This is a genomic window from Nocardioides sp., assembly GCF_030019515.1.
In the GTDB taxonomy this organism is placed as follows: domain Bacteria; phylum Actinomycetota; class Actinomycetes; order Propionibacteriales; family Nocardioidaceae; genus Nocardioides.
This window is the reverse complement of the sequence record NZ_JASEEQ010000008.1, coordinates 100,989-122,547: the sequence shown is the minus strand read 5'-3', so window position 1 is coordinate 122,547 and position 21,559 is coordinate 100,989. Positions and strand designations below refer to the sequence as shown.

Below are 21,559 nucleotides of genomic sequence, written 5' to 3'. Positions count from 1 at the left end.
GCTACTGCTGTTCGCCGGCCTCGCGCTCCCGCTTGCGCTGGGCCTCGTAGGCCCGGCGCTGCGCCTCGGCGCGCTCGCGGACCTGGCGGAGGAACGCCTCGTCCTGCCCCGGGTCGAGCGCCGCGGCGCGGCCGGGTCGGTCGTACTCCGGGAAGTCCGGCGTCTCGCGCCGGTAGGCCCGCCCGTCGGCCGCGCGCCGGGCCACCCCCGGGTCGGGGCGGCCGGCGACCAGCCAGGCGATCGACCCGACGAACGGGAAGAACAGGATCAGCAGCACCCACGCCACCTTGGGCAGGTTGCGGACCCGGTCGGTGGGGCTGCCGATCGCGTCCACCAGGCAGAAGACCCACAGGGCGAACGTCGCGACACCGAGAAGCAGCTCGAGCTTGATCACGACGTGAGTCTGCTGCCCGATCGGCCCCGCCGTCACCCGTTCGGCCCGATCGGCTCGGTTCCGACCGGCTCGCTCCGACCGGTTCGCTCCGACCGGTTCGGGCCAACCGGTGCGGTCCGACCGGGTCGGTCCGAGCGGGTGTGGTGGTTGACTGGGCCGCATGGCGCCCGACCGGGTCGACGAGGCGTTCGCGGCGGCGCCGCGCGAGTGGTTCCTGCCCGAGCGCGAGCGGGACCGGGCGTCCTACGACGGACCGATCGAGATCGGCCAGGGGCAGACCAACTCCCAGCCCCGCACGGTCGCCGCGATGCTGCGCCTGCTGGAGGTCCGGGCCGGCGACCGGGTCCTCGACGTCGGCTCGGGCTCCGGCTGGACCACCGGCCTGCTGGCCGAGCTGACCGGTCCCGCGGGCGACGTGCGGGGCCTGGAGCTGGAGCCCGACCTGGTCGCGTTCGGCCGGGCCAACCTGGCGCGCGGCGACTGGGCCTGGGCGCGGATCGAGCAGGCGACGCCCGGCGTGTACGGCGCGCCCGCGGACGCGCCGTACGACCGGATCCTGGTGTCCGCCGAGGCCCGCGAGCTGCCGGCGACGCTGGTCGAGCAGCTGGCGCCGGAGGGCCGGATGGTGGTCCCGGTCGCCGGCGAGATGCTGCTGGTCGACGTCGACCCCGACGGTGAGCAGACCGTCACCCGGCACGGCTTCTACCGGTTCGTGCCGCTGCGCTGACCGCGTTCCGTGCGACCGCCGGGTCCTCCTATCCTGCGGGGGTGACCGACGCCCCGACCGAGCTGCTGCGGCTGGCCTCCGCCGACAACTTCCGCGACGTCGCGGGGACCGGACCCGGCCTCCCGACCGGCGACGGTGGCCGCGTACGGCGCGGCGTCTTCTACCGGTCGAACGAGCTGCAGCTCACCCATGAGGACGCCAGATCCCTTGCCGGGCTGGGGATCCGGGCGATCCACGACCTGCGGAGCTCCCCCGAGATCGAAGCGCATCCGGACGTCGACGTCCCGGGCGCCACCTGGCGGCACGCGGAGGTCACCGGCGTCCCGATGGAGACGGTCGCGTCCTTGCACGACGTCGACGCGGCGCACCGGGTGATGCACGAGGTGTACGTCGCGTTCGTCCGCTCGGAGGCCGCGCGAGCGTCGTACGCCGGGCTGCTCATCGAGCTCGCGACCGGCGCCGTGCCGCAGCTGTTCCACTGCACCGCCGGCAAGGACCGGACCGGCTGGGCCGCGGCGCTGCTGCTGGAGATCGCGGGCGTGGAGCGGGACACGATCCTCGCGGACTACCTGCTGACCAACGAGGTCTCCTCGACCACCCGGGAGAAGTACCTCGCGCTGGTCGCCGAGCATCTCGGCCCCGAGCTGGTCGCGGTCTACGAGCCGACGATGGTGGTCGAGGAGTCCTACCTGCAGGCCGGGTACGCCGCCGCGGAGACGGACTACGGCTCGGTCGCCGGCTATCTGCGCGCCGGTCTCGGGCTGGGCGAGGACGTCCTGGGCGAGCTGCGCGCCCGGTTGCGTGCATGAGCACGGCCGACCCGCCACACCCCGCCGAAGCCACCGACATCGCGCTCGACCTCGACACGCCATCGCCCGGCCACGCTGACATCCTGGGCCCGTGATGACGCCCCTCCGACCGACCCGAGGCTGGCTCTGGCCGCTGGCCGCCGACCTCGCGTGCGTCCTGGCGCTCGCCCTCGGCGGCAAGAGCTCGCACGAGGCGGGCGAGTCCGACTGGGTGCTGCTGGCCATCGCATGGCCGTTCGCGGTGGCCGCCGGCGCCGCCCACGCCGGGCTGGTCTCCCAGGACCGGGAGACCCGTCGGGTCTGGCCCGGTGGGGCGAGCGTCGTGGCGGTGACCTACCTGCTCGGCATGCTCCTGCGCGCGCTCTCGGGCCGCGGCCTGGCGCCCGGCTTCCTCGTCGTGGCCGGCCTGTTCCTGACCGCGACGATGTTGGGCTGGCGCGGGGTGGTCTGGCTCGCCGGCCTCAGGCGACGACGTCGTCCCAGCCGGCGGCCAGGTAGTCGATGAAGGCCGGGCCCACCGCCTCCGCGCGGAGCTCCTCGCGGCTCAGCGGCCCGGGTCGCGCCGCGAAGTCGGGGTCGGCGAGCACCCGGGACGCGAAGTCGTGGTGGAAGATCGCGCCGAAGCCGACCGTCACGATGTCCGCGCCCTGCTCGAGGCACCACCGGGCGTCGGCGCCCGAGAGCACCCGGCCGGCGACCCCGAGCCGGGTCGCGCCGCGGGGCAGGTCGGTGAAGTGCTCGATGAGCAGCCCCGCCGCACCGCCGCGGGGGCGCATGAACACGTCCCACAGCGACATGTCCAGGTAGTCCAGGAGGCCGGAGTCGAGCATCCGCCGGGCCGTCTCCCGGCCCTCCTCGAGGGTGATGCCGTTGCCCTCCGGGGTCAGCCGCAGGCCCAGCTGGAAGTCCGGCCCGGTGGCCGCCCGGATGCTCTCGACCACCTCGAGGACCACGCGGATCCGGTGGTCCAGGGAGCCGCCGTACCCGTCGGTGCGCAGGTTGCGCCCGTCGAGGAACTGCCCGAGCAGGTAGCCGTGCGCCCCGTGCACCTCGACCCCGTCGAAGCCCGCGCGCTCGGCCCGGACGGCCGCGGCGACGAAGTCGGCCACCAGCTGCTCGACCTCGGCGGTGGTCATCGCGACCGCCTGCTTGGCCGGGTCGTCCCACGGGCACTGGTTCGGCCGGCCGCTGAGCGCCGGGTCCGCCCGTCGACCGCCGTGGTGGAGCTGCACCGACGAGCGGGCCCCGGTCGCACGCAGCCGCTGCGCCAGCGCGGTCAGCCCCGGCAGGTGCGCGTCGGACGCGACCCCCAGCTGCCCGTCCCACGCGTGCCCGGCCGGAGCGACGTACGCCGCCGCGGTCATCACCAGCCCGAAGCCGCCCTCGCCGCGGGCCTCCAGCCAGCGGGTCTCGTCCTCCGACAGGGTGCCGTCCGCGTGGCTCTGGGTGTTGGTGAGCGGCGCCAGCGCGACGCGGTTGCGCCAGTCCGGGCCATGGGCGAACGAGAGGCGGTCGGCGATCGAGGTCACGGGATCATCCTCCCCGCGCCCCGTGGCCGCCCCGGACGCGGGTCGGTCCCGCGACGGTAGCGCCGGAATCCTCCAGGTTTCCTCAAGGCGCGGTACGCCGGGCCCGGACGGCTGCTGCGCCCGGTAGCGTTGTCCACGACCCCGCTGGCGACCCGAGACGCCGGCGGGGTCTTCTCCTTCCCGGCGGGGCGGGTGCTCGGCGTCGCTGCAGCTCCCACGCCAGGCGGTCCTCGACGTACCGGGCCGGACGCGACCCGGTCCGCTTCCGCTTCACCCGCGGCAGCGACCCGCTGCGTACCGGCTGACCTCCTCGGGGGTCACCGTGTCGGGGCCTTGGGCGTGGGCAGGGACATGCCTGACACGGTGCCCCCACGAGCCTCGACCGCCGAGTGTGACGGGGTCGATGGCCGGCCGCTCTCAACTCCCGGCACCAGCTGCCGATGTGTCTTCACATGCTGTCGTTCTCTCGGGATCGGTCCCACGACCCGTCGCAGCGGCGGGTGCTGGTCGTGCTCGCCAGCCTGTTCCTGGTCGTGGCGAGCCTCGCGCTGGTCACGGTGCCCTCCGGGCAGCCGGCGTATGGCGCCTCCGCGGCGCTCTCGGTGTCGCCCTCGACCTACGTCGGCGGGCAGCGGCTGACCTGGACCGGGAACGTCGGCGCCCCGGGCGTGCGCTCCCTCGCCCTGCAGTTCCACATGGGCCGGCCCGGCGACCGGTGGACCACCGTCGCCGGGTTCGACGCCAGGACCCGCGCCGACGGCAGCTTCTCGTTCAGCTACCCGGCGCCCGGGATGTTCAACATCCGCTACCGGGTCAAGGCCGGGTCGCACGTCTCGCCGTCCCGGCTGTTCCTTGCCAAGACCCAGGACCTCACGCTCCGGGTCGCCGGGCAGCGGGACAACAACACCGGTGAGCCCGGCCTCGTCCCTGCGGACCGGCCCTTCGACATCGTCGTCGACACGACCCCGGACAACATCTTCCGCAGCCCGTCCTCCCAGGGCCTGCCCGTGTTCGCCGGCCGGACGCTGACGCTGCAGCGGCGCGTGGACGGTGACACCTGGCGCGCGGTCGCCAGGACCGAGGTCGGCGACGACGGCCTCGGCCGGTTCAGCGGGCTCACCGAGCAGGCCGGCGTCGCGGTGTTCCGGGTCCGCGAGGAGGACTACCGCCAGGACGGCAACGAGATCGGCTGGACCCAGTCCTTCCCGCTCTGGGTCTACGTCGGCTCCGACGCGTGGGACCGGTACGAGCAGCAGCGCCGCGAGGCGCTCGCCACCGCCTCGTCGCCGCCGCGGGACAGCGCCGCCTTCGGCAGCGGGGCGCCGACCCCGACCGCGAGCGAGCGGTACGGCTGGTACCCGCTGTACTGGGACTTCGCGTGGGAGCACGGCCAGTCGCTCACCGGCGGTCCGGCGCGCGGGACCCGCCCCCGGGGGCACTGGGTCGACTACGTCGACGGCGCCGGCCGGGTCAGCAAGCAGAACGGGCAGCTGACCCTCGACAGCAAGCGCTTCTACGGCGCCGGCCCCGGCGACTTCGGCAGCACCCGCGCCACGCTGACCGGCAACGCCGCCGCCCAGGGCCGGTGGGAGGCCCGGATGCGGATCCGCGGCGCCTACGAGACCGGCGGTCGCGCGTACGGCGTACGCGCCGAGCTCGTCCCCGAGAGGACGTCCGGGCGCGCCTGCAGCAGCCACACCATCGAGATCGCGAGCATCTCGCCGTTCTCCCGCAGGGTGCGCTTCGGCGCCCGCTCCGCGAAGTACCGCTGGAGCGGTGCCGCGACGGCCTCGGCCACGCCGCTCCACTCGGCCTACGCGGTCGCGGTCGAGGTGTCCAAGAGCCACCTCACCTGGTTCCTGGACGGCAAGCCGGTCGGGTCGGTCTCCGACCCCGCGGCGTTCCCGGGCGTGCCGATGACGCTGCGGCTCACGCTGACCGGCGCGGGCCAGCAGGAGATGAACCAGGTGAGCCTGGTCTCGGACTGGCAGCGCGGGTTCCCGATCACCTCGGGGCGCCAGACGGTGAGCCGGGACAAGCTGAAGCGGCACCCCGCGACGGGCTGCTGACCGGCTGCTGACGAGCCCGGCACCGCACGGCCTACCCGTCCTGCGCCGGCTCCTCCGCCTCGCTGTCGTCGTCGGCCACCACGGGCAGCGCGACCGTGGGCCCGTCGAAGGTGACCTCGACGTTCTGGAACCCCTTGTGGCGCTGGGCCTTGACGTAGTCGGCGTAGGCCCGCTTGTCCGCGTCGGTCAGGTCCACCTTGTCGGTGAACGGCGTCAGCAGCGCTCGCGGCCAGAGGCGGTGGGAGAGCACGACGTTGACCTCGATGCCCAGCACCCCCATGACGGCGCCGATGAACAGGATCCCGATCAGGCCGAGGACCAGGCCGAAGGTCTTGTTCATCTGGCTCGTCTCGGCGAGCACGTTGGTCACGTAGAGCGTGCCGAAGTACTGCAGGGACTGCCACAGGACGGCGACCGTGAACGCGCCGGGCAGCGCAGCGCGGAAGTCGTGGCTTCGGGCGACGCCGAACTGGAACAGCACCGCCAGGACCGCGGTGATCACCAGGACGCTGCCGATCACGATCGGCCAGCGATAGCTGGCGATCGTGTCGCCGAGCACCTCGGTGCTGCTGCCCAGCGCGGAGAGGATCGAGAGCACCAGCAGGGCGACGCCGGCCGTGAGCAGCAGGCCGAGGCTCTTGAGCCGCAGCAGGAGCGGGTTCGGGCGGCGGTTGCGGGGGACGGACCAGGCGATGTTGAGCGCGTTCTGGAGCGCCTGGCCCAGGCCGAGCGAGCCGTACAGCGCCACCAGCGCACCGACCACCACACCGGCGGTCGAGCCCTGCAGGCCCTCGGGCTGGCCGAGCTGGTCGCCGATGATCGGGAACTGGCTGAGCGCGGAGTCGAGCAGGTCGGACTCCAGGCCCGGGTTGCCCTGGAGGATGAAGCCCAGGATCGACGTACCGAGCAGCAGCAGCGGGAAGATCGCGATGAACGCGTAGTAGGTGATGATCGCGGCCAGGTAGTTGCCCTGGTCGTCGGAGTACTTGTAGATCACGGCCAGGGGCACGGCGATCGGCGGGAAGCGACGCTGCCCGCGGTCGACGGCGTCCAGTGCCCTGCCCACCCGCTCACGGTACCGGCGTCGGCGGTCCGGGGTCGGGGAGTGTGGGCATCTCGAGGCCGGTGCGTCGGCCGACCAGCACCGCCCGGGTCACCGAGGCGGACCCGAACCGCTCGCGCACCCGGTCCAGCGCGGCGTCGAGGCCGTGCTCGTGCACGGTGTCGGGGAACAGCGGCAGCTCGAGCTGCTGGGAGCGGCCGTCGACCAGCCCGGAGATCGTGACGCCGAGCAGCGTGCAGCCGCGCTCCTCGATGAGCGGCCAGCTGGTGGCCAGCAGCCGCCGTCCGGTCTCCAGCCAGGTCGCCGTGGTGGCGGTCGAGTGCGCCAGCGTCGCGGAGCGGGTCGCCCGGCTGAAGTCGTCGAACCGCAGCCGGAGCGTGAACGTCTGCCCGATCCGCTCGCCCGCGCGCAGCCGCCGCGCCACCCGGTCGACGAGGCCGGCCAGCAGGGCCTCGAGGTCACCGCGGCTCTTGGGCCTCCCCGGCCGGCCGATCGCGCACTGCGAGCCGATCGAGCGGCGCCGCCGGCCCACCTCGACCGGGCGCGGGTCGAGCAGGTTCGCCAGCGCCCACAGGTGCCGGCCGGCGGCCTTGCCGACGGTCGCGCTCAGCTCGACCTGCTCGCGGGCCGCGAGCTCGCCGATGCTGCGGATGCCCTCGGCGTGCAGCTTGGCCGCGGTGACGGCGCCGACGCCCCAGAGCCGTTCGATCGGGAGCGGGTGGAGGAACGCCTCCTCGCCGTCCGGCGGCACGGTGAGCAGCCCGTCGGGCTTGGACACCGCGCTCGCGACCTTCGCGAGGTACTTGGTGCGCGCGATCCCGACCGAGATCGGCAGCCCGACCTCGTCGCGCACCCGGGACCGCAGGTCGCTGCCGATCTGCTCGGGCGGACCGACCAGGCGCCGCAGCCCGCCGACGTCGAGGAACGCCTCGTCGATCGAGATCCCCTCGACCAGCGGCGTGGTGTCCTCGAAGATCGCGAAGACCTGCTTGCTGGCCTCGACGTACGCCGAGAACCGCGGTGGCACCACGATCGCGTCGGGGCAGAGCCGCGAGGCCTCTCGTCCGCCCATCGCCGAGCGCACCCCGAAGGCCTTCGCCTCATAGCTCGCGGCCAGCACCACGCCGCCGCCGACGATCACCGCCCGGTTGCGCAGCCGAGGGTCGTCGCGCTGCTCGACCGAGGCGAAGAACGAGTCGAGGTCGGCGTGCAGGATGCTCGCCTCCGGCCTGCTCGCCATCCTGCCCACCCAACCAGTATCGAACAATTGTTCGGTCCTGTCGAGGTGGCGCGAGGAGGAGCCGGCGCGATGAGCGCGACGATCGTCGCGAACCCGTCGAAGACCCCTGCCACGGCCTCACCCGGGGAGTGCGGGTTCAGACGACCGTCAGGGTGCCGTCCGGCTCGGTGACGAACAGCTCCACGCCCTCGGTCACGGCCGCGGCGTCCGAGCCGAGCCCGACCGCGATCTTGTTGGCGGCGTTGCGGACCACGTCGAGCACGACCTCGACGGCCTGCGCCGGGGTGAGCTCGCGGCGTACGTCGGCGACGACCGACTCGGGGATCGCGAGCGGGGTCCAGATGATGGCGTCGGTCAGCGCCAGCGCCGCCTTGGCGACCGGCGACAGGTCACTGCTCTCGTAGTGGTCCACGGCCTCGAACGTCACGTCGTCGGCGCCCGCGTCGATCGCGGCCACCGAGCGGCGCGACGCACACAGTCGGCAGGCGTGCTGGCGCGCGCCGCGCAGCCGCACCAGCTCGGTGGTCGTCGGGTCGACCCGGTCGAGCAGCGCCACGCTCGCCAGGAACGACTCGACGAGGCTCCAGATATCCGCGACCGGCATCCGGCGCGGCACGGCCGGCCAGGCCGAGGGCGCGAACACGGCGTCGAGGGCCGCCTCCAGCCGGGGGCTCACGTCGGAGACCCACACCATCTGCGCCACGTCGAAGAGCCGCTTGCCGGTCGCGTCGGCGAAGCCGGAGCGCAGCCGCTCGTCGACCTGGGAGACGTCGACCCGGAACTGGTCGACGAACGCCACGACCGCCGGGCTCTCCAGCACCTCGTCGTAGAGACCCGAGGGGCGAACCTCCTGGACTCGACGGAACGCCGCCGCGGCCGCCGGGGCGTACTGCTCCAGCGCCGCGGCGCCGTCGAGCTCGAAGGAGGTCACCCCTTGAGTATGGGGCCGGTCCCGGTCAGTACGACTTCGGCAGCCCCAGGGAGTGCATCGCGACGAAGTTGAGGATCATCTCCCGGCTCACCGGCGCGATCCGGCCGGCGCGGCTGGCGACCAGCAGCCCGGCCACGCCGTACTCCTGGGTGATGCCGTTGCCGCCGTGGGTCTGCACGGCCCGGTCGACGGCCCGGCAGGCGGCCTCGGCGGCGGCGTACTTGGCCATGTTCGCGGCCTCCCCGGCGCCCATGTCGTCCCCGGCGTCGTAGAGGGCGGCGGCCTTCTGGGTCATCAGCCGCGCCATCTCGATCTCGATGTGCGACTCCGCCAGCGGGTGCGCGATCGCCTGATGCGCGCCGATCGGCCCCTGGAACACCGTGCGCTCCTTGGCGTACGCCGCGGCCTTGTCCAGCGCGTAGCGGGCCAGGCCGGTCGAGAACGACGCCGCCATGATCCGCTCGGGGTTGAGCCCGGCGAACAGCTGCACCAGGCCGCCGTCCTCGTCGCCCACCAGGGCGTCGGCGGGCAGCCGCACGTCATCGAGGAACACCGCGAACTGCAGCTCGGGGCTGACGATCTCCATCGCGATCGCCTTGGCCTCCAGACCCTCGGCGTCGGTCGGCACCACGAACAGGCAGGGCTTGAGCTTGCCGGTCCGCGCGTCCTCGGTGCGCGCGACGACCAGCATGTTGTCGGCCTCGTCGACGCCGGAGATGTAGATCTTGCGGCCGGTGAGCACCCAACCGTCGCCGTCACGCCGCGCGGTGGTGGTGATGTTGTGGGTGTTGGTGCCGGCGTCCGGCTCGGTGATCGCGAACGCCATCGTGCCGGTGCCGTCGCAGATGCCGGGCAGCCAGCGCTGCTTCTGCTCCGAGGTGCCGTAGCGGCTGATGATCGTGCCGCAGATCGCGGGGCTGACGACCATGAGCAGCAGCGGGCAGCCCTGGGCGGCCAGCTCCTCGCAGACCGCCGCGATGTCGCCGATGCCGCCGCCACCCCCGCCGTGCTCCTCGGGGATGTTGATGCCGAGGTAGCCGTGCTTGCCGATCTCCAGCCACAGCTCGGTGGTCTTCTCCCCGCTGCGCGCCTTCTCGGCGAACCACTCGCGGCCGTACTTGCCGGCCAGCCTGGCCACGGCCTTGCGGAGCTCCTGACGCTCCTGGGACTCGGTGAACGCGTTCACTCCTGCTCCTCCACTACGGCGAGTACCTCTCCGGCGGCGACCTGCGCACCGGGTTTGACGTCGATCTCCGTGACCGTGCCGGCGTACGGCGCGCTCACGGTGTGCTGCATCTTCATGGCCTCGAGCACCAGCACCGGCTGCCCGGCCTCGACCTGCTGGCCGGCCTCGACCGCGACGCTGACGACGGTGCCGGGCATCGGCGCCAGCAGGCTGCCGCTGGCGACCTGCTCGGCCGGGTCGACGAACCGCGGCACCCGGGTGAGCCGGACGTGACCCCGCGGGCTGTCGACGTTCACATCGGCTCCGTTGACGGCGATCGAGTACGTCGTGCGCACGCCGTCGGTCTCGAGCGTCACCTGCCACTCGTCGGTCGAGCCTGTCGAGACCACGGCGATCACCTCGTGGCCCACGACCCGGTACCCGTCACGACCGCCCCACCACTCCACGGCGACGTCGCCGTCGAACTCGGTCCGCTGCGGCTGGGAGACCACGTTGCGCCAGGCGACCGGGATCCCGCGCTGGACGGTCCTGGTCGCCACGGCCCGCTCGGCGAGCGCGATCGCCGCCGCCACCGCCGCATCCGCGGACGGCGGTCGAGGTGCCAGCGCGGCGACCCTCGAAACCCCGTCGGACGACAGGAAGTCGGTGCTGACCTCGCCGCGCAGGAACGCCGGGTCGCGCAGGACGCTCACCAGCAGGTCCCGGTTGGTGACCAGCCCGTGGATCCTGGCCCGGGACAGCACGCCCGCGAGCTTGCGGGCCGCCGCCTCCCGGGTCGGCGCGTGCGCGATCACCTTGGCGATCATCGCGTCGTAGTGCGTCGACACCGTGCTCCCGGACTCGAAGCCGGCGTCCACGCGGATGCCGTCCTCCTGGGGGATGTCGAACGTCGTCAGCGTGCCACTCTGCGGCTGGTAGTCGGCGATGGGGTCCTCGGCGTACAGCCGCACCTCGATCGCATGGCTGCGCGGCGGGTCCGGCCAGCCCATGAACCAGCTCGCCTCGGCGTCGCGGATCTGCAACGCCACCAGGTCGACGCCCGCCACCAGCTCGGTGACCGGGTGCTCGACCTGGAGCCGGGTGTTCATCTCCAGGAACCAGAACCGCTCGGTGGCCGGGTCGTAGAGGAACTCGACGGTGCCGGCGCCGCGGTAGTCGATCGCCTCGGCGGCCCTGCGAGCCGCGTCGTGCAGCCCGGCGCGGACCTCGTCGCTGAGCCCCGGTGCCGGCGCCTCCTCGACGACCTTCTGGTGCCGACGCTGCAGCGAGCAGTCGCGGTCGCCGTAGACGCTGGTGCCGACGACCTGCACCTCGACGTGGCGACCGTGCTCGACGTACGGCTCGACGAAGACCGTGCCGTCGCCGAACGCCGACGCCGCCTCGGCCTGCGCCTTCTCGATCTCGCCCGGGAGGTCGGCGAGCGCGCGGACGACGCGCATGCCGCGACCGCCACCACCGGCGGACGCCTTGACCAGCAGGGGAAGGTCGGCCTCGGTCGGCTCGTCCGGCGCCTCGAGGATCGGGACCCCGGCGGCCTTCATGATCCGCTTGGCCTCGATCTTCGAGCCCATCGCGTCGATCGACTCGGGTGCCGGACCGACCCAGGTGAGCCCGGCGTCGATCACCGCCCGCGCGAACTCGGCGTTCTCGGACAGGAAGCCGTAGCCGGGATGGATCGCGTCCGCGCCCGAGCGCCGCGCGGCGTCGAGCACCAGGTCGATGCGCAGGTAGGTCTCGCCGGGCGCGTTGCCCGGCAGGCGTACGGCGTGGTCCGCCTCCCGCACGTAGGGCAGGTCGGCGTCCGCGTCCGAGTGGATCGCGACGGTCTCGATGCCGAGGCCGCGGCAGGTGCGGAACACCCGGGAGGCGATCTCGGCGCGGTTGGCGACGAGGAGTCGGCTGATCGTTCCCTTGGTCATGGCCGGAAGACTCCGAATCGGTCGGTGCCGACGTACGGCATGTTCTCGATCACGGACAGGCAGATGCCCAGGATCGTGCGGGTGTCGCGTGGGTCGATCACGCCGTCGTCGTAGAGCATCCCGGAGAGGAAGTGCGGCAGCGACTGCTCCTCGATCTGCGCCTCGACGATCTCCTTGATCCCCTTGAAGCCCTCGGCGTCGAAGACCTCGCCCTTGGCCTCGGCGGACTGCTGCGCCACGATCTCGAGCACGCCGGCGAGCTGCTGGGGGCCCATCACGGCCGACTTCGCCGAGGGCCAGGTGAACAGGAACCGCGGGTCGTAGGCGCGCCCGTTCATGCCGTAGTTCCCGGCGCCGTACGACGCGCCCATGATCACGCTCAGGTGCGGGACCGTGGAGTTGCTGATCGCGTTGATCATCATCGCGCCGTGCTTGATGATGCCGCCCTGCTCGTACTCCTTGCCGACCATGTAGCCGGTCGTGTTGTGCAGGAACAGCAGCGGGGTGTCGGTCTGGTTCGCGAGCTGCACGAACTGGGTGGCCTTCTGCGCCTCCTCGGAGAACAGCACCCCCTGCGCGTTGGCGAGGATCCCGACCGGGCGGCCGTGGATCCGCGCCCAGCCGGTGACCAGCGAGGTGCCGTAGAGCGGCTTGAACTCGTCGAACACCGCGCCGTTCGTGGCGGACACCCCGTCACAGACCCGCCGGATCACCTCGCGCGGGTCGAACGGCTCCTTGAGGTCCGTGGGGATCAGGTCGAGCAGCCCGTCCGGGTCCTCGTCCGGCTCGGCAAAGGAGGCGGGGGCGGCCGAGGCCTTCCGCCAGTTCAGCCGCGCGACGATCCGCCGGCCGATCCGGATCGCGTCCAGCTCGTCCTCGGCGAGGTAGTCGGCCAGCCCGGAGATCCGGGCGTGCATCTCGGCGCCGCCGAGCGACTCGTCGTCGGACTCCTCGCCGGTCGCCATCTTCACCAGCGGCGGGCCGCCCAGGAACACCTTCGCCTGCTCCCTGACCATCACGGTGTAGTCCGACATGCCCGGCACGTAGGCGCCACCGGCGGTCGAGTTGCCGAAGACCAGCGCGACCGTCGGCTGCTTGCGCGCACTGGCCCGGGTGATGTCGCGGAACAGCTTGCCGCCCGGGATGAAGATCTCCTTCTGGGTCGGCAGGTCCGCGCCGCCCGACTCGACCAGGGAGACGGTGGGCAGCCCGTTCTCCTCGGCGATCTGCGAGGCCCGGAAGATCTTCTTGACCGTCCAGGGGTTGCTCGCGCCGCCCTTCACGGTCGGGTCGTTCGCGGTGATCATGCACTCGACGCCCTCGACCACGCCGATGCCGGTGACCACGGACGCGCCGACCGGGAAGTCCGAGCCCCAGCCGGCGAGCGGGCTGAGCTCCAGGAACGCCGAGCCCTCGTCGACGAGCAGCTCGATCCGCTCGCGGGGCAGCAGCTTGCCCCGCGCGTGGTGCCGCCCGACGTACTTCTCCCCGCCGCCGGCGACCGCCTTGGCGTGCTCGGTGTCGAGCGCGGCGAGCTTGTCGAGCATCGCCTCGCGATGGGTGCTCACGCCTCGACCACCGCCTTCATCCGCTCCAGCGTGGTGCGCATGCCGCGCTCGTTGGTGCGCCCGCGGAGCCGGCCGAGCAGCAGCCAGTAGGCGCGCAGGTAGGGCTTCGGCTCCAACCGGAAGTACTCGGTGACGCGGGTGCCGGTGCCGTCCGGCTCGAGCCGGTAGCCCCAGTTGTTGACGGTCACCTGGTCGGTGCCGACCGCGAACTCGAACAGCTCGTTCGGCACGCAGGCGGTCACCTGGCACGGCGACCAGTACGTCGGCCCCACGCCGTTGCGGCGCACGTGGCCCTTGAACGACGCGCCCACCTCGGGACCGGTCGAGCCGCGGGTCCACCGCGCCTCGAAGGTCTCGGGCGAGAACTCCCCGATCCGGGTGACGTCGCTGACCAGCGCCCACACCTTCTCGGGCGGAGCGTCCATGTGCAGCGAGACCTCGCCACCCATGCCCGTCATCGGGCGTACCCCAGCAGCTTCGCGGCGAGATCAGTCAGCACCTCGGTCGCACCTCCTCCGATCGGCAGGATCCGGGCGTCGCGGTAGTGCCGCTCCACCTCGGTCCCGTGCATGTATCCCGTCCCGCCGTGCAGCTGGACGGCCTGGTCACAGACGTACGTCGCGGCATCGCAGGCGGTCTGCTTCGCGAGGCACACCTCGGCGATCACGCTGTCTCCGCGCACGTGGCGCGCCGCCACCTCGCGGGTGTAGGCGCGGGCCACCTCGACCTGCCTCCGCATCTCCACGAGCTTGTGCCGCACCACCTGGTTGGCGATCAGCGGCTTGCCGAAGGTCTCCCGGTCGCGGCAGTACGCCGCGGTCAGCTCGAGCGACCGGGCGGCGATGCCGTAGGCGTGCACCGCGAGCGCGAGCCGCTCGACGACGAACTGCTCGGCGATGTAGTAGAAGCCGGCGTTCTCCTCGCCGACCAGGTTCGCGACCGGCACCTCGACGTCGACGAACGACAGCTCGGCGGTGTCGGAGCAGTGCCAGCCCATCTTGGTCAGCGCCCGGTCGACGGTGAAGCCGGGCGCGCCCTTCTCGATCACGAGCAGCGACAGGCCCGCGTGACCGGCGCCGCCGGTGCGGACCGCGGTCGTCACGAAGTCGCCGCGCACCCCGCTGGTGATGAACGTCTTCGCGCCGTTGACGACGTAGACGTCGCCCTCCCGGCGGGCCGTGGTCCGGATGCCGGCGACGTCCGATCCGCCGCCGGGCTCGGTGACGCCGAGCGCCCCGATCCGCTCCCCCGCCAGGGTCGGCCGGACGAACCGGTCGACCAGGTCGGGCGAGCCGTGGGCCGCGATGTGCGGCAGCGCGATGCCGCCGGTGAACAGGCCGGCCATCAGCCCGCTGGACGCGCCGGCCTCGAACATCCCCTCCTGGAGCTCGACGGTGTCCAGGACGTCGCCGCCCCCACCGCCGACCTCCTCGGGGAAGGAGATGCCGAGCAGGCCCTGCCCGGCGGCCGTCCGGTGCAGCTCGCGCGGGATCTCGCCGGCGTCCTCCCACTCCTGGAGGTACGGCACCACCTCGCGGCGGACGAACTCGGCGCCCAGGGCCCTCAGGTCGCTCATCAGAGCAGCCCCTCCTGCACGTGCACCATCCGGGACCGCACCCACTCGCCGAGCCCCTTCGCCTGCGGGTCGAACCGGGTCGAGGCCGCCACCCCGTCACCGAGCAGCCCGCGGATCAGCACGTTGACGCCACCGAGGTTGGGCAGCACGTGGACCTCCACCTCGAGGTCGGCCGCCTCCGGCACCAGCTCGCGGACCATCCGCTCGGAGATCAGCTTCGCCAGCCAGGTCACCCGGGCGTCGTACTTCCCGGACCCGTCGTTGACCACCCAGAGCCCGAGGTTCGCGTCGCCGCCCTTGTCGCCGGACCGCGCGTGCACGAACGTGCCGAGCGGCACCCGGCGGGTGAGCGTGTCGGCGGGGGCGGCGTACGACGACGGGCGCCGGCCGGACTCGTGGTCGGCCTCGGCGAGGTCGGTCGGGTCCGCGATCACCTCGCGGCGGCCGTCCGCGTGCACCACGGTGTGCGTGACCGCGCCGCGCTCGACGTACGCCGCGCGGTAGACGCCGTATGGCGCGGGCTGCGCGGGCGGGGCGGTCATCGTGAAGCCGGGGTACGACGCGAGCGCCAGCTCGACGGCCGCACTGGTGAACGCGCGGCCGACCGGGTCGGGGCGCTCGTCCTTGACCGTGCAGCGCAGCAGGCAGGAGGCGCCCTCCTCCGTGTCCGCGTCCGGCGGCGGCAGCGCGGTCCGGGTCCAGCTGACCTCCTGCGCCGTCAGGGCCGGGGCGAGCTGCTCGCGCACCCAGTCGGCCTTCGCGTCGATGTCGAGACCGGTGAGCACCAGCTCGACGGTGTTGCGGAAGCCCCCGAGCTCGTTCACGCACACCTTGAGCCGCTCCGGCGGCGGGCCGCCGCGCACCCCGCTGATCTCGACCCGGTCGTGGCCGACCTCGCGCAGCGCCACCGTGTCGAGGTGTGTGGTGACGTCGGGGTTGAGATAGCGGGTGCTCTGGATCTCGTACATCAGCTGGGCGGTGACGGTGTCGACCGTGACCGCGCCGCCGGTGCCGGCCTGCTTGGTCACGACGCAGGAGCCGTCGGCCGCGAGCTCCGCGAGCGGGAAGCCGAGCGGGCGCCCGTCGTGCGGGAGGGTGCGGAAGCCGGAGAAGTTGCCGCCGGTGGCCTGGGTGCCGCACTCGAGCACGTGCCCGGCCACGACCGCGCCGGCGAGCTCGTCGTACGACGTCGGCGTCCAGCCGTGGTGCGCGACCGCGGGCCCGACCACGAGGCTGGCGTCGGTGACCCGGCCGGTGACGACCACGTCGGCGCCGGCGGCGAGCGCGGCGGCGATGCCGAAGCCGCCGAGGTAGGCGTTGGCGGTGAGCGCGCCCTCGAACCCCAGCTCGGCGGAGCGCGAGCGCAGGTCGTCGCCCTCGACGTGCGCGACCGCCGGGTCGAGCCCGAGGCCGCGGGCGACCTCGCGGATCCGGTCGGCCAGGCCCGCGGGGTTCAGGCCGCCGGCGTTGCTGACGATCCGCACCCCGCGCTCGAGCGCGAGGCCGAGGGTGTCCTCGAGCTGGCGGACGAACGTGCGCGCGTAGCCGAGCGCCGGGTCCTTCATGGTGTCCCTGCCGAGGATCAGCATGGTCAGCTCGGCGAGGTAGTCGCCGGTCAGCACGTCCAGGCCGTGCCCGTCCTCCTGGCGGCCCTCCAGCATCTCCCGCATCGCGGAGAGCCGGTCGCCGTAGAAGCCGGAGCAGTTGCCGATCCGCAGTGCCGGCTTCGAGGCTCGCTGCGCTCGCACCTCAGCCACCGAGTCCACGAGAAGGCCTCCCCCCACCGGCGGGACCGGCGAACGCCTGCGCGATCGTCAGCCACCTCTCCGCGTCGGCGCCGGCGGCGACCAGGTCGGTGTCGTCGCGGTGCACGCGCTGGGTGACCAGCAGGCAGAAGTCCCAGGCCGAGCCGCGCACCGACTGCGCGGCGTCCTCGGGGCCCCAGGTCCACGGCTCGCCGGACGGTGCGGTCAGCTCGATGCGGAACTCCTCGGCCGGGGCGTCCAGCCCGTGCACGGAGAAGGCGAAGGCTCGGGTGCGTACGCCGAGGTGGGCGACGTGCCGGATCCGGTCGGTGCGCTCGGGGCGCATGTCGAGGGCGGCGTACACGTCGAGGGCGTGCGCCCAGGTCTCCATGAACCGGGCCGTCGCCATCGAGGCGGGCGACATGGGCGGGCCGAACCACGGCATCCTCTGACCCTCGGGGTACTCCCGCAGCGCCCGCGGCAGCTGCTCGCGGGCGGCGCCCCACCGGGCCAGCAGCGCCTCGGGCCGCAGCCGGGCCACCTCGTGCGCCTGCGCGTCGACGAACCCGGTCGGGTCCTCGAGGGCCTGGAGCACCAGGGCGTCCCACGCCTGCTTGCCCTCCGGGGTGGGCGTGGCGGCGACGACCGCGACCTCGTCGGTCCAGAGCAGGTGGGCGACCTGGGTCGCGACCCTCCAGCCGGGCGCGGGCGTCGGCCGCAGCCAGCCGTCGTCGTCGAGTCCGGCGACGGCGTTCCACAGCCGGTCGCCCTCGGCCCTCAGGTCGTCGAGAAGGTCGTCGAGCAGACTCATGCGGTCTCCTTCAGCTGCTGGTCGAGCGCCTCGGCCCAGCGGTCGAGGATCCGCCCGCGGCGGCGGGCGTCGTCGGTGATCGTGTTCGCGAGGCCCAGGCCGCGGACCAGGTCCAGGGTGGCCTGCACCAGCTCGCGGGTGCCGGGCCGGGACTCGTCCGCGCCGAGCAGCTCGACGGTCAGCCGGTGGGTCTCGCGGCCCACCCGCAGCTCGAGCGGGCCGACGGCGGCGAGCAGCGCGGCGTCGGTGCGGGCCGCGACCCACAGCTCCAGGGCGGCGGTGAAGACCGGGCCGGTGAAGTGGTCGGCGAGCATCTGCAGCACCGCCCGGGTACGCCGCTGCCCGGCGGGCAGCCCGACCGCGGCGGCCGCGAGCTCGGTGCCGCGCTTCTCGGTGAGGTGCTCGACCGCCGCGACGACCAGGGCGTTCTTGGTCGGGAAGTGGTGCAGCTGGGCCCCGCGGCTCACCCCGGCCCGCTCCGAGACCAGGGTCGTCGACGTCCCGGCGAAGCCGTGCTCGACCAGGCACTCGACCGTGGCCTCCAGGAGCCGGGCCCGCATCAGCCGGGTGCGCTCCTCCTGCGAGACCCGGCCCGATGCCTGGGGCCCGCCCGTCGCCGTCGTCACCGCCCCAGCATGGCCCGCCCACCAACAAACAGTCAAGCCTGTTTTTTTATAGGATGCTGCTGCGAACGTCGGTGACCACCGCCCGGGACCGGCTCCGGATCACTACCCTGGGGCCATGTCCGAATCCGGGAGCCCGCCGCAGGACCCCAACGCGAACCCGTACGGCCCGCCGCCGCCGTCCGGCCAGCCCACGCCGCCGCCGTACGGCCAGCCGACCCCGCCGCCCTACGGGCAGCCCGCACCCCCGCCGGCCGGGCAGCCGACGGTCCCGCCGTACAGCCAGACCTACGGCCAGGCGCCCTACGGCCAGCCGTACGGCCAGCCCTACGGCCAGCCGGGGTACGGCGCACCGGCGCCGGTCTACGACTACGCGCACTGGGGCAAGCGGGCGGGCGGCTACCTGCTCGACGGCCTGTTCACGATGCTCATCGCGATCCCGGCGTACGGGCTGCTCTTCGGCGGCATCGCGGTCGGCACCAAGGACATGGAGACCTACACCGACCCCGCCGGCGTCAGCCACACCACCGGCGAGTGGGACAACGCGGGGACGCCGTTGGTGATCCTGGGCGCGGTGCTGTTCCTGTTGCCGCTGGCGTTCTTCATCTGGAACACCTGCGTCCGGCAGGGCCGCACCGGCTACAGCCTGGGCAAGGGCATCGTCGGCATCCGGCTGCTCGGCGAGTCGAGCGGGCAGCCGATCGGCGGCGGCATGTCGTTCGTGCGCTACCTGCTGCACATGCTCGACAGCCTCGCCTGCTACCTCGGCTGGCTGTGGCCGCTGTGGGACACCAAGCGGCAGACCTTCGCCGACAAGATCCTCAGCACCGTGGTGGTCAACCAGCCGAAGGCGAAGTAGCCGCTACGCCGTAGCCTGCGGGGGTGACCACGCGGATCCGCGGCCTGCTCCTGACCGACCACGTCGTCGAGGTCCCGCTCGACCATGCCGACCCCGGCGGGCCGGCGATCGAGGTCTTCGCCCGCGAGGTGGTCGACGCCGACCGTGCGGGCGACGACCTGCCCTGGCTGCTGTTCCTCCAGGGCGGCCCGGGAGGCAAGTCGCCGCGGCCCGGCAGCGGCGTCGGCGACGCCTGGGTCCGGCACGCCGCGCTGACCCACCGGGTGCTGCTGCTCGACCAGCGCGGCACCGGCCGCAGCACGCCGATCACCGCGCGGACCGTCGCCCAGATCGGTGGCGGAGGCCCGGGCGACCTGGGCGACCTGGGCCTCGCGGCGTACCTGCGGCACTTCCGGGCGGACGCGATCGTCGACGACGACGAGGTGCTGCGCGGCCGCCTCGCCGGCGGACGGCCGTGGGCGACCCTGGGCCAGAGCTACGGCGGGTTCGTGACGATGACCTACCTCTCCCGCGCGCCACAGGGGCTCCGCGCCTGCTACGTGACCGGCGGGCTGCCCGGCCTCACCGCGACCGCCGACGACGTCTACGCCCGGACGTTCCCACGGATCGCCCGCAAGAACGCCGAGTTCCGCGGCCGGCACCCCGGCGACGCGCAGCGGCTGCGCGCCATCGCCGACCACCTCGAGGAGCACGACGTCCGGCTGCCCGACGGCGACCGGCTGACGGCACGCCGGCTGCGGACCCTCGGCACGGTGTTCGGGATGAGCGACGGCTACGACCGGGTGCACTGGCTGCTGGAGGAGGCCTGGCACGGCGCCGAGCTCGCCGACGGGTTCCGGCACGCCGTCATGGGCCTGACCGGGTGGGTGGACACGCCACTGGGGGCGCTGCAGGAGTACACCTACGGCCAGCCCGGGATGGCGCCGACCGCCTGGGCGGCGCAGCGCGCGATCGAGCAGCGGCCGGAGTTCGCCGCCGACGCCGACCCGCTGCTGCTCACCGGGGAGACGATGTTCCCCTGGATGTTCGAGGAGATCGCGGCGCTGCGCCCGTTCCGGGGCGCGGCCGAGCTGCTGGCGGCGTACGACGACTGGCCGGCGCTCTACGACCTCGACCGGCTCGCGGCCAACGAGGTCCCGGTCGCGGCGGTCGTCTACTTCGACGACATGTACGTCGACGCCGAGCTCTCGCTCGACACCGCGGCGCGGGTCGGCAACGTGCGGTCCTGGGTCACCAACGAGTGGGAGCACGACGGGCTGCGCGCGGACGCCGGCCGGATCCTCCCGCGACTGATCGAGATGGCACAGGGGTAGTCAGCGGGCACTTCTCCTCCGCCGCCTCGGGACATTGTCCTCTGGCCGAGCACCCCCGGGGAGTACCCACCATGCTGGTGGGCGCCCTGCTGCTCCACACCGCAGGGGGCTCCCGACCTTGCGGCGAGACAGGAGACGACCATGGCCGCGACACCCACAGTTCCTGCCCACCTCCACCGTCCGGCGATCAGCCGGCAGCAGCTGGCCTTCGGCTGGCCGCACCGGGTCGCCGCCGGACTCCTGGTGCTGGTCGGCGCCACGTTCGTCGCGGTCACGCTGGCCGCGAACCTGTTCCAGGTGGGGCCCGCGTTCGACCGGCTCACCGACGACTTCCGCCCGATCATGTCCCAGAAGGCCCTGCAGACCGACCAGCAGGACATCGACACCCTGGCCGCGGCAGGGGCCGAGATCCAGACCGAGATGCTGCCGGCCCTGGCCCAGCAGCTCGGCGTCACGCCCGAGCAGTTCTCCACCACGATGGCGGCGCAGTACCCCGACGTGACCGCCGGCCTCGCAGCCGTCCCGCAGATCACGCCGAGCTTCACCTCCCTGGTGACCATGCTCGACGAGCAGCGGCCCTACTTCGCCGCCGCCGACGCGATCCCGACCGAGTCCGTGCCCGCCACGTCGGTGCCGTGGTCGCTGTTCGCCGTCGGGCTGCTGAGCGTCGGGCTCGGCGCCTGGGTGTGGTTCCGGCCGCGCGGCAGCGCGATCGCCGTCACCGTGGCCGGGGCGCTCCTGATCGCCGTACCGCTGGCCCTCAACATGCCGCACAAGGCGTCCTACGCCGACACGATGAACGCGAACCTGAAGCCGGTGTACAACCAGCAGCTGATCACCCAGGCATCCGGCTCGCTCACCACGCTGACGGCGATGGGCACCCAGATGCAGCAGGAGATGATGCCCGACCTGGCGGCCCAGCTGGGCATGTCGCCCGAGCAGCTGAACTCCTTCTTCGCCGAGAACTTCCCGGCCACCACGGCGGCCCTCGCCGAGCTGCCCGCGTCGTTGGGACGGTTCCAGGGCCTGGTGGCAGCCTTCGACCAGCGCCTGGACGACTACGAGACGATGGAGCCCGTCTCGTTCGAGCCCATCGTCTGGTTCATGATCGGCGGTGGCGCTGCCCTGTTCCTGCTGGGTGGGGCGGGCATCGTGATCACTCGGCGTGCCGGGCGCGACGGGAGGACCGCCTGACCT

20 protein-coding genes are annotated in these 21,559 nt (G+C 73.1%); 7 read left to right on the top strand and 13 right to left on the bottom strand.

Going from position 1 to position 21,559, the window contains the following annotated elements; translation table 11 throughout:
- Nucleotide 1: 1 nt before the first annotated feature.
- Entirely contained in the window at nucleotides 2–394 is a 393-nt protein-coding gene (locus QMC84_RS13095; protein WP_300375254.1) for a PLD nuclease N-terminal domain-containing protein, read from the bottom strand.
- Between the two features lie 160 nt (nucleotides 395–554).
- Between QMC84_RS13095 and QMC84_RS13090 the strand changes: the two genes are divergently transcribed.
- The 3 genes from QMC84_RS13090 to QMC84_RS13080 all read left to right on the top strand — a co-directional run bounded on the left by QMC84_RS13090 (nucleotide 555) and on the right by QMC84_RS13080 (nucleotide 2,435).
- Complete coding sequence (locus QMC84_RS13090) at nucleotides 555–1,121, top strand: protein-L-isoaspartate O-methyltransferase (protein ID WP_300375253.1); 567 nt, start codon at nucleotides 555–557, stop codon at nucleotides 1,119–1,121.
- A 41-nt stretch (nucleotides 1,122–1,162) separates the two neighbouring features.
- Nucleotides 1,163–1,930, top strand: coding sequence for a tyrosine-protein phosphatase (locus tag QMC84_RS13085; protein WP_300375252.1), 768 nt, complete (start codon nucleotides 1,163–1,165; stop codon nucleotides 1,928–1,930).
- 94 nt (nucleotides 1,931–2,024) lie between these two features.
- Nucleotides 2,025–2,435 carry a DUF3054 domain-containing protein gene (locus QMC84_RS13080; protein ID WP_300375355.1) on the top strand — a complete coding sequence of 137 codons (411 nt, stop codon included), beginning with the start codon at nucleotides 2,025–2,027 and terminating at the stop codon, nucleotides 2,433–2,435.
- On the opposite strand, the gene QMC84_RS13075 is transcribed toward QMC84_RS13080, so the two are convergent.
- Nucleotides 2,392–3,459, bottom strand: a complete 1,068-nt coding sequence (locus QMC84_RS13075) for an NADH:flavin oxidoreductase (RefSeq protein WP_300375251.1) — start codon at nucleotides 3,457–3,459, stop codon at nucleotides 2,392–2,394. The genes QMC84_RS13080 and QMC84_RS13075 overlap by 44 nt on opposite strands.
- A gap of 452 nt (nucleotides 3,460–3,911) precedes the next feature.
- On the opposite strand from QMC84_RS13075, the gene QMC84_RS13070 reads away from it, so the two are divergent.
- On the top strand, nucleotides 3,912–5,528 hold the full coding sequence (locus QMC84_RS13070) for a hypothetical protein (protein WP_300375250.1): 1,617 nt from the start codon (nucleotides 3,912–3,914) through the stop codon (nucleotides 5,526–5,528).
- Between the two features lie 31 nt (nucleotides 5,529–5,559).
- On the opposite strand, the gene QMC84_RS13065 is transcribed toward QMC84_RS13070, so the two are convergent.
- From QMC84_RS13065 to QMC84_RS13015, 11 genes are all read right to left on the bottom strand, one after another.
- On the bottom strand, nucleotides 5,560–6,594 hold the full coding sequence (locus QMC84_RS13065) for a YihY/virulence factor BrkB family protein (protein WP_300375249.1): 1,035 nt from the start codon (nucleotides 6,592–6,594) through the stop codon (nucleotides 5,560–5,562).
- A 4-nt stretch (nucleotides 6,595–6,598) separates the two neighbouring features.
- Nucleotides 6,599–7,831: a DNA polymerase IV gene (gene dinB / locus QMC84_RS13060; RefSeq protein WP_300375248.1), complete on the bottom strand. Its 1,233-nt coding sequence runs from the start codon at nucleotides 7,829–7,831 to the stop codon at nucleotides 6,599–6,601.
- A 136-nt stretch (nucleotides 7,832–7,967) separates the two neighbouring features.
- Nucleotides 7,968–8,762: a hypothetical protein gene (locus tag QMC84_RS13055; RefSeq protein ID WP_300375247.1), complete on the bottom strand. Its 795-nt coding sequence runs from the start codon at nucleotides 8,760–8,762 to the stop codon at nucleotides 7,968–7,970.
- A gap of 25 nt (nucleotides 8,763–8,787) precedes the next feature.
- Entirely contained in the window at nucleotides 8,788–9,948 is a 1,161-nt protein-coding gene (locus QMC84_RS13050) for an acyl-CoA dehydrogenase family protein (protein ID WP_300375246.1), read from the bottom strand.
- Complete coding sequence (locus QMC84_RS13045; protein WP_300375245.1) at nucleotides 9,945–11,867, bottom strand: biotin carboxylase N-terminal domain-containing protein; 1,923 nt, start codon at nucleotides 11,865–11,867, stop codon at nucleotides 9,945–9,947. Before QMC84_RS13045 ends, QMC84_RS13050 begins: the two co-directional genes overlap by 4 nt.
- Nucleotides 11,864–13,414: an acyl-CoA carboxylase subunit beta gene (locus QMC84_RS13040; protein ID WP_300375354.1), complete on the bottom strand. Its 1,551-nt coding sequence runs from the start codon at nucleotides 13,412–13,414 to the stop codon at nucleotides 11,864–11,866. Before QMC84_RS13040 ends, QMC84_RS13045 begins: the two co-directional genes overlap by 4 nt.
- 17 nt (nucleotides 13,415–13,431) lie before the next feature.
- Nucleotides 13,432–13,893, bottom strand: coding sequence for an SRPBCC family protein (locus QMC84_RS13035; RefSeq protein ID WP_300375244.1), 462 nt, complete (start codon nucleotides 13,891–13,893; stop codon nucleotides 13,432–13,434).
- Complete coding sequence (locus QMC84_RS13030) at nucleotides 13,890–15,011, bottom strand: acyl-CoA dehydrogenase family protein (RefSeq protein WP_300375243.1); 1,122 nt, start codon at nucleotides 15,009–15,011, stop codon at nucleotides 13,890–13,892. Before QMC84_RS13030 ends, QMC84_RS13035 begins: the two co-directional genes overlap by 4 nt.
- Nucleotides 15,011–16,768 carry an acyclic terpene utilization AtuA family protein gene (locus tag QMC84_RS13025; protein ID WP_300375242.1) on the bottom strand — a complete coding sequence of 586 codons (1,758 nt, stop codon included), beginning with the start codon at nucleotides 16,766–16,768 and terminating at the stop codon, nucleotides 15,011–15,013. Before QMC84_RS13025 ends, QMC84_RS13030 begins: the two co-directional genes overlap by 1 nt.
- Nucleotides 16,761–17,567, bottom strand: coding sequence for a TIGR03084 family metal-binding protein (locus tag QMC84_RS13020; RefSeq protein ID WP_300375240.1), 807 nt, complete (start codon nucleotides 17,565–17,567; stop codon nucleotides 16,761–16,763). The genes QMC84_RS13025 and QMC84_RS13020 overlap by 8 nt, the downstream gene beginning before the upstream one ends.
- The gene (locus QMC84_RS13015; RefSeq protein ID WP_366145750.1) at nucleotides 17,564–18,193 is read right to left on the bottom strand and encodes a TetR/AcrR family transcriptional regulator; all 630 of its coding nucleotides are present in this window, start codon (nucleotides 18,191–18,193) and stop codon (nucleotides 17,564–17,566) included. Before QMC84_RS13015 ends, QMC84_RS13020 begins: the two co-directional genes overlap by 4 nt.
- Before the next feature lie 115 nt (nucleotides 18,194–18,308).
- Here QMC84_RS13015 and QMC84_RS13010 point away from each other — a divergent pair, with 115 nt between their 5' ends.
- The 3 genes from QMC84_RS13010 (at nucleotide 18,309) to QMC84_RS13000 (ending at nucleotide 21,556) form a co-directional block, all read left to right on the top strand.
- Nucleotides 18,309–19,049, top strand: coding sequence for an RDD family protein (locus QMC84_RS13010; protein ID WP_300375238.1), 741 nt, complete (start codon nucleotides 18,309–18,311; stop codon nucleotides 19,047–19,049).
- A gap of 23 nt (nucleotides 19,050–19,072) precedes the next feature.
- A complete protein-coding gene (locus tag QMC84_RS13005; RefSeq protein ID WP_300375237.1) occupies nucleotides 19,073–20,362 on the top strand; it encodes an alpha/beta fold hydrolase in 1,290 nt (429 codons plus the stop codon).
- 141 nt (nucleotides 20,363–20,503) lie between these two features.
- Entirely contained in the window at nucleotides 20,504–21,556 is a 1,053-nt protein-coding gene (locus QMC84_RS13000) for a hypothetical protein (RefSeq protein WP_300375236.1), read from the top strand.
- Nucleotides 21,557–21,559: the final 3 nt, after the last annotated feature.

What these genes read in the sequence shown, in the direction of transcription:
- QMC84_RS13090 (WP_300375253.1), top strand. Translation starts at nt 555, where the DNA reads ATGGCGCCCGACCGGGTCGACGAGGCGTTCGCGGCGGCGCCGCGCGAG.
- QMC84_RS13080 (WP_300375355.1), top strand. Translation starts at nt 2,025, where the DNA reads ATGACGCCCCTCCGACCGACCCGAGGCTGGCTCTGGCCGCTGGCCGCC.
- QMC84_RS13070 (WP_300375250.1), top strand. Translation starts at nt 3,912, where the DNA reads ATGCTGTCGTTCTCTCGGGATCGGTCCCACGACCCGTCGCAGCGGCGG.
- dinB (WP_300375248.1), bottom strand. Translation starts at nt 7,831, where the DNA reads ATGGCGAGCAGGCCGGAGGCGAGCATCCTGCACGCCGACCTCGACTCG.
- QMC84_RS13045 (WP_300375245.1), bottom strand. Translation starts at nt 11,867, where the DNA reads ATGACCAAGGGAACGATCAGCCGACTCCTCGTCGCCAACCGCGCCGAG.
- QMC84_RS13040 (WP_300375354.1), bottom strand. Translation starts at nt 13,414, where the DNA reads ATGCTCGACAAGCTCGCCGCGCTCGACACCGAGCACGCCAAGGCGGTC.
- QMC84_RS13035 (WP_300375244.1), bottom strand. Translation starts at nt 13,893, where the DNA reads ATGACGGGCATGGGTGGCGAGGTCTCGCTGCACATGGACGCTCCGCCC.
- QMC84_RS13030 (WP_300375243.1), bottom strand. Translation starts at nt 15,011, where the DNA reads ATGAGCGACCTGAGGGCCCTGGGCGCCGAGTTCGTCCGCCGCGAGGTG.
- QMC84_RS13020 (WP_300375240.1), bottom strand. Translation starts at nt 17,567, where the DNA reads ATGAGTCTGCTCGACGACCTTCTCGACGACCTGAGGGCCGAGGGCGAC.
- QMC84_RS13010 (WP_300375238.1), top strand. Translation starts at nt 18,309, where the DNA reads ATGTCCGAATCCGGGAGCCCGCCGCAGGACCCCAACGCGAACCCGTAC.
- QMC84_RS13000 (WP_300375236.1), top strand. Translation starts at nt 20,504, where the DNA reads ATGGCCGCGACACCCACAGTTCCTGCCCACCTCCACCGTCCGGCGATC.